General features: G+C 64.8%; 12 protein-coding genes. 7 read left to right on the forward strand and 5 right to left on the reverse strand.

Annotated features, from left to right (window positions below; genetic code table 11):
- Positions 1 to 168: 168 nt before the first annotated feature.
- Both XI08_RS02990 and XI08_RS02995 read left to right on the forward strand, forming a co-directional pair.
- A complete protein-coding gene (locus tag XI08_RS02990; protein ID WP_271573301.1) occupies positions 169 to 1,134 on the forward strand; it encodes a hypothetical protein in 966 nt (321 codons plus the stop codon).
- Entirely contained in the window at positions 1,113 to 2,690 is a 1,578-nt protein-coding gene (locus XI08_RS02995; protein WP_271573302.1) for an autotransporter family protein, read from the forward strand. Before XI08_RS02990 ends, XI08_RS02995 begins: the two co-directional genes overlap by 22 nt.
- Before the next feature lie 93 nt (positions 2,691 to 2,783).
- Here XI08_RS02995 and XI08_RS03000 read toward each other — a convergent pair whose 3' ends face one another.
- Entirely contained in the window at positions 2,784 to 3,473 is a 690-nt protein-coding gene (locus XI08_RS03000) for a TetR/AcrR family transcriptional regulator (RefSeq protein ID WP_027549151.1), read from the reverse strand.
- Positions 3,474 to 3,686: 213 nt separating this feature from the next.
- On the opposite strand from XI08_RS03000, the gene XI08_RS03005 reads away from it, so the two are divergent.
- The 3 genes from XI08_RS03005 (at position 3,687) to XI08_RS03015 (ending at position 6,949) form a co-directional block, all read left to right on the forward strand.
- The gene (locus tag XI08_RS03005) at positions 3,687 to 4,922 is read left to right on the forward strand and encodes an acyl-CoA dehydrogenase family protein (protein WP_271573303.1); all 1,236 of its coding nucleotides are present in this window, start codon (positions 3,687 to 3,689) and stop codon (positions 4,920 to 4,922) included.
- 139 nt (positions 4,923 to 5,061) lie between these two features.
- Positions 5,062 to 6,120, forward strand: coding sequence for a phosphotransferase family protein (locus XI08_RS03010; RefSeq protein WP_027549153.1), 1,059 nt, complete (start codon positions 5,062 to 5,064; stop codon positions 6,118 to 6,120).
- A gap of 202 nt (positions 6,121 to 6,322) precedes the next feature.
- Positions 6,323 to 6,949, forward strand: a complete 627-nt coding sequence (locus XI08_RS03015; RefSeq protein WP_271573304.1) for a LysE family translocator — start codon at positions 6,323 to 6,325, stop codon at positions 6,947 to 6,949.
- 455 nt (positions 6,950 to 7,404) lie between these two features.
- On the opposite strand, the gene argE is transcribed toward XI08_RS03015, so the two are convergent.
- The 3 genes from argE to XI08_RS03030 form a co-directional block, all read right to left on the reverse strand.
- On the reverse strand, positions 7,405 to 8,577 hold the full coding sequence (gene argE / locus XI08_RS03020) for an acetylornithine deacetylase (RefSeq protein WP_271573305.1): 1,173 nt from the start codon (positions 8,575 to 8,577) through the stop codon (positions 7,405 to 7,407).
- 127 nt (positions 8,578 to 8,704) lie between these two features.
- On the reverse strand, positions 8,705 to 9,244 hold the full coding sequence (locus XI08_RS03025; RefSeq protein WP_271573306.1) for a hypothetical protein: 540 nt from the start codon (positions 9,242 to 9,244) through the stop codon (positions 8,705 to 8,707).
- 425 nt (positions 9,245 to 9,669) lie between these two features.
- A complete protein-coding gene (locus XI08_RS03030) occupies positions 9,670 to 10,320 on the reverse strand; it encodes a TetR family transcriptional regulator (RefSeq protein ID WP_271573307.1) in 651 nt (216 codons plus the stop codon).
- A 94-nt stretch (positions 10,321 to 10,414) separates the two neighbouring features.
- Here XI08_RS03030 and XI08_RS03035 point away from each other — a divergent pair, with 94 nt between their 5' ends.
- Together XI08_RS03035 and XI08_RS03040 are read left to right on the forward strand one after the other, a co-directional pair.
- Positions 10,415 to 10,906: an anthrone oxygenase family protein gene (locus tag XI08_RS03035; protein ID WP_271573308.1), complete on the forward strand. Its 492-nt coding sequence runs from the start codon at positions 10,415 to 10,417 to the stop codon at positions 10,904 to 10,906.
- 49 nt (positions 10,907 to 10,955) lie between these two features.
- Complete coding sequence (locus tag XI08_RS03040; RefSeq protein ID WP_271573309.1) at positions 10,956 to 11,330, forward strand: hypothetical protein; 375 nt, start codon at positions 10,956 to 10,958, stop codon at positions 11,328 to 11,330.
- 546 nt (positions 11,331 to 11,876) lie between these two features.
- On the opposite strand, the gene XI08_RS03045 is transcribed toward XI08_RS03040, so the two are convergent.
- Entirely contained in the window at positions 11,877 to 12,662 is a 786-nt protein-coding gene (locus tag XI08_RS03045) for an SDR family NAD(P)-dependent oxidoreductase (protein ID WP_271573310.1), read from the reverse strand.
- Positions 12,663 to 12,664: the final 2 nt, after the last annotated feature.

Genomic DNA, 12,664 nt, shown 5'->3' on the forward strand with positions numbered 1-12,664 from the left:
AGACAATCGCGGTCCGCGGGATGGTGGTGCAAGTGTCACAACCGGCCGAGAAACCGCTGCCGTGCCGTATGGGCCGATGTCCCGTGCCGGCTGCGCCAAGACAGTTGCGCCTCGTCAGGCCAGTTTGCAAGCGGCGGCTGCTTCGGCCGCAAGACTTGGGAATGACGGATGACATCGACGAATGGCGCGGCGCGGATGACGACTATCAACTTGCCGGTATCCAGGGCGAAGGCGCGCCCCGAACGATCGTTGACGCTGGCCGCGCCATTCGTGCTGTCGCTGACCACGGTGGTTGCGATGCCGGCGGGGCCGGCGGTTGCCGCGTGCGTCCAATCCGGCAGCACCGTCACTTGCAGCGGTGCGACCAATACCGGCTTCGGCACCGGTGCGGAAAACAATCTGGCCGTCACCGTTCAATCGGGCGCGTCGATCGACGTCGGCAATGCGCAGAAGGCGATCGATGTCGACAGCGGCAACACCGCCATCAACAACGGCGCCATCGTTGTCGGCAACGGCGGCAAGGGCATGCAGGGGATCAACAACAACGTCTTCACCAACAACGGCACGATCACGCCCGGCACGGGGGGCATGGCCATGTACGTGGCCGGCAACAACAATATTCTAACCAACGCCGGGACGATCAGCTCGACGGCGGACGGCACGGCCGGCCTCGTCCCGATTGGCGCGGGCAACACGGCGATCAATTCCGGCACCATCAGCCTGACCGGCTTGGCCTACGGCATCTCAGCCATCGGCGCCACGATCCTGAATTCAGGCACCATCACGGTCGGGAGCAGCACCGGCACCATGGGCGCAGGCGTCTTCCTGTTGGACGGTAACACTCTCACCAACACCGGCACGATCACGGCAGCCAGCACTGGCGGCGTGGGTGTCGATATCAGCGGCGACGGTAACACGGTGACCAACAGCGGCTTGATCGCTGCGACCGGCGCCGGCGGACTGGGGAGTGCTATCTCTGGCCAGAACAATACGGTGGTTAACAACGGCACGATCAGGGGCGGTACGAACGGCTACTCGCTGTTCTCCTCTAATTTTCTCGCGAGCGGAAACAGCATCACCAACAACGGTACGCTGACGGGCGTATCGCACTCATGGGGTCGGGCGACAGCCTGATCAATGCCGGGTTGATCACCATCACGGATCCGGGGACCGCGCTTGCGGTGAGTAACCTCGCCTTCGCCGGCACATTCACCCAGACCGCGCAGGGTACGTTGGCGCTAAGGGTCGACAATGCGGGCAATCGTGACGGTCTGTCCGCAGTGCAAGCCAACCTCAACGGTACCTTGCGTGCGGTGCTGCAGCCGGGGCTCTATCAGTCGTCCACGACCTACACCGGCGTCGTGCAGACCACCGCCGCCATCACGGGCCAGTTTGCGAGCGTCACCTCGTCGTCGGCCTTCTTCAACGCGACCGCGACCTACAACGTGAGCTCGATCGACCTGACCTTGACGCGCCAGGGCTTCGGTGCAGTCGCAGGCGAGACCGCCAACCAGCGCTCGATCGGCAACGCGCTCGAAGCCAGCTATTCGACGACGCTGACCGGCGCTGCGGCGACATTCTACAGCAATCTGCTGCCGGCGGGTTCGCTGCGCGTGCTCGACCAGCTCTCGGGCGAGGGCACCAGCGGCACCCAGAACACCGCGTTCAATTCGGGCGTGCTGTTCGGCCAGACCATGGAGGGCCAGATGGAAGCCTGGCGCGCCGGCAACCGCGGCGGCGTCGCCAGCGACGCTGCGCTTGGCTACGCTGCGGAGCAACCGCGCGGCCCGGCTGCGTCGGCGTTCGCGGCCCTGAAGGCGCCGGCGATGGCGCAGCCGCGATGGAACGCGTGGGCCGCCGGCTTCGGTGCCGGGCAACAGCTCGCGGGCAATGCGAGCGTCGGCAGCGCGAGCCTCAGCAACCGCGCCGCCGGCGGCGCGATGGGGGTCGATTACCTCGTCAATCCCGATCTCCTGCTGGGCATGGCGGCCGGCGGCTCCAGCGCGACTTTCTCCGTCGATGATCGCGCGACGTCGGGCAGGCTCGAGGGTGGCCATGTCGGCGCCTATGCGATGCAGCGCTTCGGCGCCAACTATCTCTCGGCGCAGATCGCCTATAGCCATTTCAACAACACCACGACGCGGACCATCACTGGCGTCGGCACCACCGAAGCCGCGCAGGGGTCATTCGGGAGCGACCAGCTTGGCGGAAGGCTGGAGATCGGCCGCTCCTTCGACTTCGGCATCACTGCGGTGACGCCGTTCGCCGCGATCCAGGCCGCACGGCTGTGGCAGGGCGCCTACACCGAAGCCAGCACGGCCGGTGCTGCACCCGGCTTACTCGGATTGAGCTACGCCGCGCAGAGCGTCACGTCGCTGCCGACGTTCCTCGGCGCCAAGTTCGACGGTCGCGTCGCGTTCGGCAACGGCATGGTGTGGAGCCCATTCGTGCACGCCGCCTGGGTGCACGAATTTCGGCCGTCGCGCACCATCACGGCATCGTTGGTCACCGTGCCGGTGTCGGCGTTCACGATCGCCGGCGCGAGTGCCGCCTCTGACTCGGCACGGCTCGATCTCGGCTCGCGCCTGGCGCTCAATCGCTGGTGGGAGGTGTCGGCGCGCGTCACCGGCGAATTCTCGGACCTCGGTCAAAGCTATTCCGGGATGGGGGCGCTGAAGGCGAGTTGGTGAGGACGCGGCGAAAGACTCGGTCGATCCAGCCCCCGATCGAGTCTTGCCGTCGTGCCGCCAGCTCGCCGGACGCTCTTCTTCGTCTGCGCGTTCTCACAAATCCTGCCGTGTCAGCCGCCCGTTCGCAGCCATCGGCCGGGCGGCCGGCTTGCTCGTGGCTTCGGCACCGGTCAGCGCCATCGTCGCCACGCTGACCACGCGCGCGACCACGTCCTCGACGTCGTCGAGGTCGCATTTGCCTTCCGACAGTTTGGTCAGCCGCTCGCTCTCGCGGATGGTGTGGTGCGCCATGGCGAGCGCGAAGTTGAGGCCCCAGTAGATATCGACGTCGCTGCGGTCGGGCAGGGACCTGCGCATCGCGCCGGCGAATTTGCGCAAATGGTCGATCTCGCGATTCTTGATGCGGCGGATCGGCGGCACGGATTCGATCGAGGCGCGGATCATGAAGCGCGCCGCGGTCGAGCGCTGGTTCTCGGGGCCGAGGCAGCCGCGCAAGGTCGGGCCGACGAGGGCGCGCAGGATCACCTCGATCGGCGCGCGGCCGCCGCCTTCTTCTTCCGCCGCCTTCAATTCGCGCAGGCGCTCGCGGTTGGTGGCGATCGAGCGGGAGACGAACAGTTCCGCGATCAATTCGTCCTTCGAGCCGAAATGATAGTTCACCGCCGCGAGGTTGACATTGGCCTCCGCGACGATGTCGCGCAGCGTCACGTCGCCGAAGCCGCGATCGGCGTAAAGCCGTTCGGCGGCGGCGAGAATGGCAGACCTCGTATGATCGCTGGCCATGGGTGCCCTCGGGGAGGGGAGTTGCAATTCAAACAGTTGTATGAAACTATCGTTTGAAGGCCGGGAAAAGTCAATCCGCAATCGGGACTCGTTCGCAACTGCGATCAGGCCTGAAGCTTCGCAAGGCGCGCGCATTCACGCTTGCGGGCCGCGCGCGGCGGGAGGACAGTCCGGCGCAAAACCGGTTCGAAAAGAGAAAACGAGGAGCGTCCCATGGATTTCGATCTGTCCCCCAAGCAGAAGGAATGGCTCGACCGCGTGCGGTCCTTCATGGCCAAGCACGTGCGTCCGGCGGTGCCGGTCTATGACGAGCAGGATCGCACCGGCGAGCGCTGGAAGGTGATCCCGATCCTGGAGGACCTCAAGAAGAAGGCGAAGGCCGAAGGCCTCTGGAACATGTTCATGCCGCCGTCCGAGCATGAGGACGATGAATTCCGCGGCGCGGGATTGACCAATCTCGAATACGCGCTGCTGTCGGAAGAGATGGGCCGCATCACCTGGGCCTCCGAAGTGTTCAACTGTTCCGCGCCCGACACCGGCAACATGGAAGTGTTCATCCGCTACGCCACCAGGGTGCAGAAGCGCAAATGGCTGCGGCCGCTGATGGACGGGGAGATCCGCTCGGCCTTCCTGATGACGGAACCGGCAGTGGCCTCGTCCGATGCCACCAACATCGAGACCCGCATCGAGAAGGACGGCGATCACTACGTCATCAACGGCCGCAAATGGTGGTCGTCCGGCGTCGGCGATCCCCGCTGCAAGATCGCGATCCTGATGGGCAAGACCGATCCGAAGGCGGCCAAGCACCAGCAGCAGTCGCAGATCCTGGTTCCGCTCGACACGCCAGGCATCAAGGTCGAGAAGATGCTCCCCGTCTTCGGCTTCGACGACGCGCCGCACGGCCATGCCCAGGTGCTGCTCGACAACGTGCGGGTGCCGAAGGAGAATATCCTGCTCGGCGAAGGCCGCGGCTTCGAGATCGCGCAGGGCCGCCTTGGTCCCGGCCGTATCCACCACTGCATGCGCACCATCGGCAAGGCCGAGGAGGCGCTGGAGAAGATGGTGAAGCGGCTCTCTTCGCGCACCGCGTTCGGCAAGAAGATCATCGAGCATTCGGTGTGGGAACAGCGCATCGGCGAGGCGCGCACCGACATCGAGATGAACCGTTTGCTGTGCCTCAAGGCCGCCGACATGATGGACAAGGTCGGCAACAAGGCGGCGCAGCTCGAGATCGCTATGATCAAGGTCGCAGGCCCCAACATGGCGCTGAAGATCATCGATCAGGCGATCCAGGCCTTTGGCGGCGCCGGTGTCTCCGACGAGGCCGGGCTTGCCAAGGACTACGCCCACATCCGCACGCTCAGGCTCGCCGACGGTCCGGACGAGGTGCATAACCGCGCCATTGCCAGACTTGAAGTTCGGAAGTATGCAAACTCTTCCACGCATTAAGATGGGGGAGGGCACAAGCCGCTCTCCACGCCGTCATTCCGGGATGGTCCGAAGGACCAGACCCGGAATCTCGAGATTCCGGGTTCGCCTCTTTGAGGCGCCCCGGAATGACGGACAAAAGAATTGAGGGAGCGTCATCGTGGCCGACGGCGTCAGGAAAGACGAGGAGTTCTCGGGCACCAAGCCGGTCGAGGAGCGGCATCGTTTCGACGAGCTGCGCCTCGAGGCGTGGATGCGCGACAACGTCGAAGGCTATGAGGGACCGCTGGTCGTCCTCCAGTTCAAGGGCGGCCAGTCCAACCCGACCTACCGGCTGAACACGCCGAAGCGTTCCTACGTGATGCGCAGAAAACCGTTCGGCAAATTGCTGCCCTCGGCGCACGCGGTCGATCGCGAATACCGCGTCATCGCAGCCCTTGGAAAGCAGGGTTTTCCGGTCGCGCGCGCCTACGCGCTTTGCCAGGACGACAGCATCATCGGCGCCGCCTTCTACATCATGTCGATGGAGGACGGCCGGGTGTTCTGGGATCCGACGCTGCCGAGCCAGACGCCGGAAGATCGCCGCAAGATCTTCACCAGCAAGATCGAGACGCTGGCAAAACTCCACATGTTCGATCCCGTCGCGATCGGCCTCGGCGACTTCGGCAAGCCCGGAAACTATTTCGCGCGCCAGATCGACCGCTGGACCAAGCAATATCGCGCCTCCGAAACCCAGCACATTCCGGAGTTCGAGAAGGTCGCCGAATGGCTGCCCAAGACGGTGCCGGAACAGGCGCGCGTCTCGATCGTGCACGGTGACTACCGGCTCGACAACATGATTTTCCACGCGACGGAACCGCGCGTGCAGGCCGTGCTCGACTGGGAGCTGTCGACGCTCGGCGATCCCATGGCCGACTTCACCTATCTGCTCATGCAGTGGATCATGCCGGGCCTGCAGGGCGCCGACCTCAAGGCGCTCAACATTCCGAGCGTGGAAGAGGCCGCGCAGATCTATTGCAACGTCACCAAGATGACGGTGCCTGATCTCAACTGGTATTTTGCTTACAACCTGTTCCGCCTCGCCGGCATCACCCAGGGAATCGCCGGCCGCGTCCGCGACGGCACCGCCGCCAACGCTAAGGCGCTCGAATCCGCCAAGCGCACCGTGCCGCTGTCGCAGGCGTCATGGGAATACGCGCAGAAGGCGGGCGCGGTGTAGGGACATGCGGCGGCGCGGCCATGTGGCCGCGCTTTTCTTTTGAGGCCCTCGCTGCTCCGACACACTCCGCGTCATTGCCCGCGAAGGCGGGCAATCCAGTCTTCCAGAGGCAGCAGTGCCTGAACCGAGCCGCCGCGGCGTACTGGATGCCCCGGTCAAGCCGGGGCATGACAGCGAGGTTGCGGTGACGTAAGCTCGCTACATGATCGACCACACCACCCTCATCACCTACATCCTCATCGTGCTCGGCTTCGTCTTCATTCCCGGCCCGGCCACGCTGCTCACCATGGCGCGCGCCGCAAGCTCAGGAACGAAGGTGGGTATCGCGACGGGCGCGGGGATCGCTGCGGGTGACGTGATCCACACCAGCATGGCGATCGTCGGCCTCTCGGCGATCATCGCCACTTCGGCGCTCCTCTTCAGCATCGTCAAATATGCGGGGGCCGCGTTCCTGATCTATCTCGGCATTCGCGCCATGCTCGACAAGGCGCCGGTCGCTCTGAACGGCGGAGCGCCCACGATCAGTGCAGGCCGCGCATTCCGCGAGGCCGTGCTGACCGAGGTGCTCAATCCCAAGACGGCGCTGTTCTTCCTGGCGTTCCTGCCGCAGTTCGTGAGGCCGGAACACGGCGCGACCGCGCTGCAGCTTGCGATCCTCGGCATCGTCTTTGTGCTGCTCGGCTTGTTGAGCACCGTCGTGTTCGCTGTGGGTGCCGGTCGTCTCGGCAATTTCCTGCGCCGCCATCCGGCCGTCGTGAAGTGGCAGGGCAAGGTGGTCGGGACCATCTATTGTGCCGTCGGCGTGCGGCTGGCCTTGCAGGAGCGCTGAGGCGCGACGCGCTCCCGTAGCCCGTAGCCCGGGTGAGCGCAGCGATACCTGGGACAGTGGTCCCGCATGTCGCTTCCGCCTTCGCTCTTCGAGCTACGGCGGACAAGTCGCTCATGCGGGCTAGGCGCCGTCCCCACACTCTCTAACGTCATTGCCCGCGAAGGCGGGCAATCCAGTATTCCAGAGGCGGCAGTGGTTGAGCCGTGGGGCCGCGGCGTACTGGATGCCCCGGTCAAGCCGGGGCATGACACCGATGATGCGGAGCGCTCGTTCCCTCCGTCATTGCGAGCGAAGCGAAGCAATCCAGATTCTTTCCGCGGTGGCAGACTGGATTGCTTCGTCGCACCAGCGCAAAATTGCTTCGCAATTTTGTCGCGGGCTCCTCGCAATGACGAGGATGGAGCTCGGAGTCCTCGCAATCGGTTCGCGCAAACTGGCGGGTTACGCCCTATGCATCAGCCCTTCGCGCAATGCGCGATCAGCTTCTCCACGAAGCCCGCACATTTCAACAGCTCCGACATCTCCACGAACTCGTCCGGCGTGTGCGCCTGCGCGATCGCGCCGGGGCCGATCACCACCGAGGGGATGTCGGCCATGCTGGCGAACAGGCTCGCCTCGGTGCCGAAGGCGACCTTGGCGTGGTCGTTGCGGCCGGCGAGGCCCTTGGCCAGCGTGACGATTGGCGCGTCGGCGGCGGTGTCGAGCGCGGGATAGTCGAGGATTTCCTCGAAATCGATGCCGCACTCGGGATGCCGCGCCTTCATCGCCGGCTCGATCTCGGCCTTGGCCCAGGCGACGATCGCATCCGTCACCTCGCGCGACTCGGTGATGCCGATGCCGCGGCATTCGAAATCCACCGTGCAGGTATCCGGCACGATGTTCAGCGCGGCGCCGCCATGGACGATGCTGGTGAGCAGCGTCGAGTGCGGAACGTCGTAGAGGCTGTCTGTCGATCTCTTGCCTGCGAGCAGCACGGCACGGCGGCGGATCTCGACGATCAGCTCGGCGGCATATTCGATCGCGTTGACGCCGTCGGGCGCGATCGAGGAATGGCGTGCGAGTCCGCGAAACGTCGCGCGCACACCGTGCTTGCCCTTGTGGCCGATGATGACCTGCATCTGCGTCGGCTCGCCGATGAAGGCGCCGAGCGGCCTGACCTTCTTCCTGGCGACCTCGCCGAGCATCGGCCGCACGCCGACACAGCCGATCTCCTCGTCATAGGAAATCGCCAGATGAATCGGCGTCTTGAGCCTGGCCTCCAGCATCTCCGGCACCATGGCGAGACACACCGCGACAAAACCCTTCATGTCGGTGGTGCCGCGGCCGTAGAGCCTGCCGTCGCGCTCGACCAGCTTGAACGGATCGTGGCTCCAGTCCTGGCCCACGACCGGAACGACATCGGTATGGCCCGACAGCACGAGGCCGGGGCGGTCCTCCGGCCCGATCGTGACCCACAGCGAAGCCTTCTGCCCGGTCTCGTCGACGATGCGCTCAAAGCCGACGCCGAGCGCGGCGAGGTAGCTTTCGATATGGGCGATCAGGGGCAGGTTGGTGCGGTCGCTGACGGTGTCGAAGCCGACGAGGTCGGCGAGGAGCTTGCGAATCCGGTCGGGTCTTGTGTCCAGCATTCTCGGGATCATGTGATGGGAGGGATTTTGGTCGGCTCTGCCGCCTGCACGAACCATACCAACGGAACGGCACGACGTGCAAACCCGCCGGGCGGGCGGGCGAGCCAGGTCGGCCCTCCGAATGCGCTCAATTCTTCTGGGCCGCGTTCTTCTTGGCCGGAGCGGGCGCCGGCGCCGCGGCGGCTTCCGGCGTCGCCTGCGGCGTTGCGACCGAAATGCCGTAGGGCCGCCACTGGTTGGCGACGTTTTGGAAGGTGAGGTCGAAATTGATCTGGAGCGGGCGGGTCGGAAAGAACCCTGTCAGCCGCAGCATCTTGTTGGGATCGAGATAAGGCGGCGTCGAGAGCTGCGGCGCGGCAAGCGCCACCGAGAACAGGTCGAAGTTCCGCCGCCGCAGGTCGGTGAAGCCCAGCGCGAGATCGGCGGCGCTGTTCCTGGCCTGGAAGTCGGGCGCGGCGAGATCGCGCAGCACCGAATAGTTGCCGGAGCGGTTGGCATCGTTCAGCGTCAGCAGCGTCGAGCGGATCAGATACAGCGCCTGCTCGGCGTTGACGGGAAGCTGTTGCTGCCTGGCGGCGGCCTTGTCGTCCTCGGCCATGGTCGGGCTCATGACCGCCAGCGACATGGCGACCACCACGCCCAAAGCGAGGGCGAGATATTTCCGCACGCATATAGCCAAATCCAGCCTCACCATCCGAGCCTGCCCCGACACGTGCGCCGAGCAGGTTCTGCTTCATGCCTGCAAAAAACATGCATCGTCATTCCTCGAACAAACCGAGCTAATGACATTAGCGGTTCGGCCGAACGGAATCTGTCACCGCCCGGCAACATCAGGCCAGGACCATTCCGCCCGAATGAGGCGGGCCGCTTGCGCCAACCTGTAGACCCGTAGCCCGGGTGAGCGAAGCGATACCCGGGACAGGTGGCGAGAAAAACCCGGATATCGCTTCGCTCATCCGGGCTACGAGATGTTCGTTACGCGTCGGGCAAAACACCCAAGCCAAAGAGGGGCGTATCGCCTCGGTGGTGCCGCGGCCGTAGAGCGTGGCGGTTCGGGCAAATCGCGATCGCGAAGGGTGCTTTCGGCGAACCTCAGCCGAGCGCGGAGAGGTCTTTCGGCAGCATTCGCTTGAACAGGTCGAGCGTACGCCGCGCCTCCGCCGGCGGCAAGGCAATGGCGTGACGAACCGCGGCTGCGATCTGGATCATCGCCAGTTGCGAAAAGGAGGTGAGGGCGGCGGCGGGCTGTTTCGGCGCGACACGCTTGAGTGCCTCGCGCAAGAGGCCGGCGAGAAAGGCCACATCCTCCTCGTCGATCTTCTGCAAGCGTCGGTCGGCCTGCGTCGCCTGCCAGATGTGATGCATCACAGGATGCTCGCGGAACATCTGGTTATAGCCGTCGGTGATGCGGCACAGCGCAGGGTGCAGGTCGGATAGCTTCTTCATCTCGGCGAGGTCGCGCTGGACGCATTCGCGGCCGATGGCATTGCAGCGCTCGGCGAGCGTCCCGATCACCGTGCTCTTGTCCGGAAAATATTGATAGAGCGAGCCGAAGGCGATGCCGGTGCGCTCGACGATGTCGCTCATCCGGAAGGCGTCGCTGCCTTTCTCGGTGAGGATCTCGGCCGCAGCCGTCAGGATGCGGTCGAAGCGTTCCCGGCTTCGTTCCTGCGTCGGCACCAGCGGCGTGCGTCGCGCGGCCGCGTGCGTCGTCTTGTCCGTCCTGCTTTTCCGTTCCGGCATGCTGATTCCCGCTACCCGCGCTTGACGTCAGAAATAAGAGAGTTTATCGCATTTATCAAATGCGAGAGTTTATCGTATTTGAGGGAGCTGCGGCATGCGGCAGGTTTTTACGACCGGACTGCTCTGGTTTTCGGCGATCGGCTGCGGCCTCATGGCCGGAATCTATTTCGCCTTTTCGACCTTCATCATGACCGCGTTTGGCCGGCTCGGCCAGGCCGCCGGCATCGCGGCGATGAACGCGATCAATGTCGACATCGTACGCTCGCTGTTCATGCCGCTGTTTCTCGGCACGACCGTGGCAGGCGCAGCGCTGGTGGTGATGGGTACGTTGCGCGTCAGCGAGCCGGGGGCAGTGAGCATGATGGCCGGCGGCGGCCTCTATGTCATCGGCATGTTCGTCGTGACGATGGTGTTCAACGTCCCGCTCAACAACGCGCTCGCCGCGGTGCAGCCATCCGCGCCGGAGGCTGGTGCCGTGTGGGCGGCGTATCTGAAGGACTGGACGTTCTGGAACCATGTGCGGACGGTTGCGTCGGTGGTGGGGTGTGCGCTCTTTGTTGCCGCGCTTGCTTCGTCGGCTTCGTAGCCCGGGTGAGCGGAGCGATACCCGGGACAGCTCGTGCCGAGAATCCCGGATGTCGCTGCGCTCATCCGGGCTACGAGATCTTGCGTTACCCGTCGGGCAAAACACCCAAGCCATCGGTCAATGCTCGACGACGAAAATATTCCACTTTACCGAAATTCGGAATTGGCGGATAGTGCGCGCAACCCGGCCCAAGGAAGAGGGGCGTATCGCGATCGTCACGAACGCGGGCCGGGCGGCGGTGGACGTGGATCACATCGGCGCGAAAGGCATCGCAGGGCGGGCAACCGTGAGCGACAGCATCGCGCGCACGACCGGTGTGATCGGCGTACGGCCAAATCGTGTCGTCCTGGCGCCCGGGGTCTGTGCGCCAAGTCTTGCGGTGATGTGTGCGGCCCGACCGGACCCGCGCATCAGCCATCCGTAAGGCGACGGGGGCAATAGTGCATCGCTCCCCGGGGAGAGCACGACATAAGCCGTTCCAACCATCCGCGCAGGGAAGGCCGGGATGTCCCCGGTTGCCCTGTTTCCCCGCTGTGCATCGTAGCGCAATCCGCGTTTGGCATGGCGGCCAATGGGAGCCAACCGGCTCCCGGCCTTCCCTGCGCCCTCTTTCATCCGAGGGCGAAGTGACGAAGCAAAGCTCGGGCGAAACGCGCCGCGAGGATGCGAAGTTGTGTCTGCGATGAGAATGCGAGTTGAAAGAGCGACGCTGGCACCCACGCTCCGTCATTGCGAGCGCAGCGAAGCAATCCAGGCTGCTACCCGCGGAAAGATTCTGGATTGCTTCGCTGCGCTCGCAATGACGGTTGATACGTGGGCACACTACCTCCCCGATGTCGTCCCGGCGAAGGCCGGGACCCATAACCCCAGGGTGTAGTTTGGCGAAGATTGTTCGTTCGGTACTTCTGCCAACCGCGATCGATCGAATCCGCGGTATGGGTCCCGGCCTTCGCCGGGACGACACTGTGTGTTAAACCGGCTTGCCCGTGTACGGCATCGACGCCGTCAGGCCGCCGTCCACCGGGAACGCCTGGCCGTTGACATACGAGGCTTCGTCGCTGGCCAGGAACAGCCCCATCGCCGCGAGCTCGTGCGGCTGGCCGGGGCGCTTCAGCGGATTGAGCTGGCCGATCTTGTCTTGGGTGCCGCGCTCCTTGGCGCGGTCGAAGATCGGTTTCGTCATGCCGGTTTCGATCAGGCCCGGGCAGACCGCGTTGATACGCACGCCGGTGCCGGTGAGCGAATAGGCGGTGGTCTGCACCAGGGAAATCACGCCGGCCTTGCTCGCCGCATAGGGATGGCCGCTGGCGCCGGCCTTGAGGCCTGCGACGGACGCGGTCAGCACGATCGCGCCGTACTGCTGCTTCACCATGTGCGGCATCGCGTGCTTTACCGCGAGGAACGGTCCGATCAGATTGACGCGCAGCACCTCCTGCCAGTGCTCGACGGTTTGCTCGCCGAGCGGGACGAGCCCGCCGGAGACGCCGGCATTGGCCCAGATCACGTCGAGCCGGCCGTGCGTCTTCACCGCCTTGTCGATGACCGCGATCACATCCTTCTCGGAACCCGCATCCGCGACCATCGCTTCCGCGATACCGCCGGCCTTCTTCACCTCCTCGACGGTCTCCTTCACCGCCTCGGTGCGATCGACCGCGATCAGCCTGGCGCCCTCCCTGGTGAACAGCAGCGCAGCGGCGCGGCCGATGCCGCTGCCGGCGCCTGTGATGATGACGGATTTGTCTTGCAGACGGCCCATGC

Source organism: Bradyrhizobium sp. CCBAU 11361, assembly GCF_028128935.1.
Classification (GTDB): Bacteria; Pseudomonadota; Alphaproteobacteria; order Rhizobiales; family Xanthobacteraceae; genus Bradyrhizobium; species Bradyrhizobium niftali.

Bases quoted from the DNA above. Each gene is read 5' to 3' on its own strand.
- XI08_RS02990 (WP_271573301.1), top strand. From the start codon at position 169: ATGACATCGACGAATGGCGCGGCGCGGATGACGACTATCAACTTGCCG.
- XI08_RS02995 (WP_271573302.1), top strand. From the start codon at position 1,113: ATGGGGTCGGGCGACAGCCTGATCAATGCCGGGTTGATCACCATCACG.
- XI08_RS03000 (WP_027549151.1), bottom strand. From the start codon at position 3,473: ATGGCCAGCGATCATACGAGGTCTGCCATTCTCGCCGCCGCCGAACGG.
- XI08_RS03005 (WP_271573303.1), top strand. From the start codon at position 3,687: ATGGATTTCGATCTGTCCCCCAAGCAGAAGGAATGGCTCGACCGCGTG.
- XI08_RS03015 (WP_271573304.1), top strand. From the start codon at position 6,323: ATGATCGACCACACCACCCTCATCACCTACATCCTCATCGTGCTCGGC.
- argE (WP_271573305.1), bottom strand. From the start codon at position 8,577: ATGCTGGACACAAGACCCGACCGGATTCGCAAGCTCCTCGCCGACCTC.
- XI08_RS03030 (WP_271573307.1), bottom strand. From the start codon at position 10,320: ATGCCGGAACGGAAAAGCAGGACGGACAAGACGACGCACGCGGCCGCG.
- XI08_RS03035 (WP_271573308.1), top strand. From the start codon at position 10,415: ATGCGGCAGGTTTTTACGACCGGACTGCTCTGGTTTTCGGCGATCGGC.
- XI08_RS03040 (WP_271573309.1), top strand. From the start codon at position 10,956: ATGTCGCTGCGCTCATCCGGGCTACGAGATCTTGCGTTACCCGTCGGG.
- XI08_RS03045 (WP_271573310.1), bottom strand. From the start codon at position 12,662: ATGGGCCGTCTGCAAGACAAATCCGTCATCATCACAGGCGCCGGCAGC.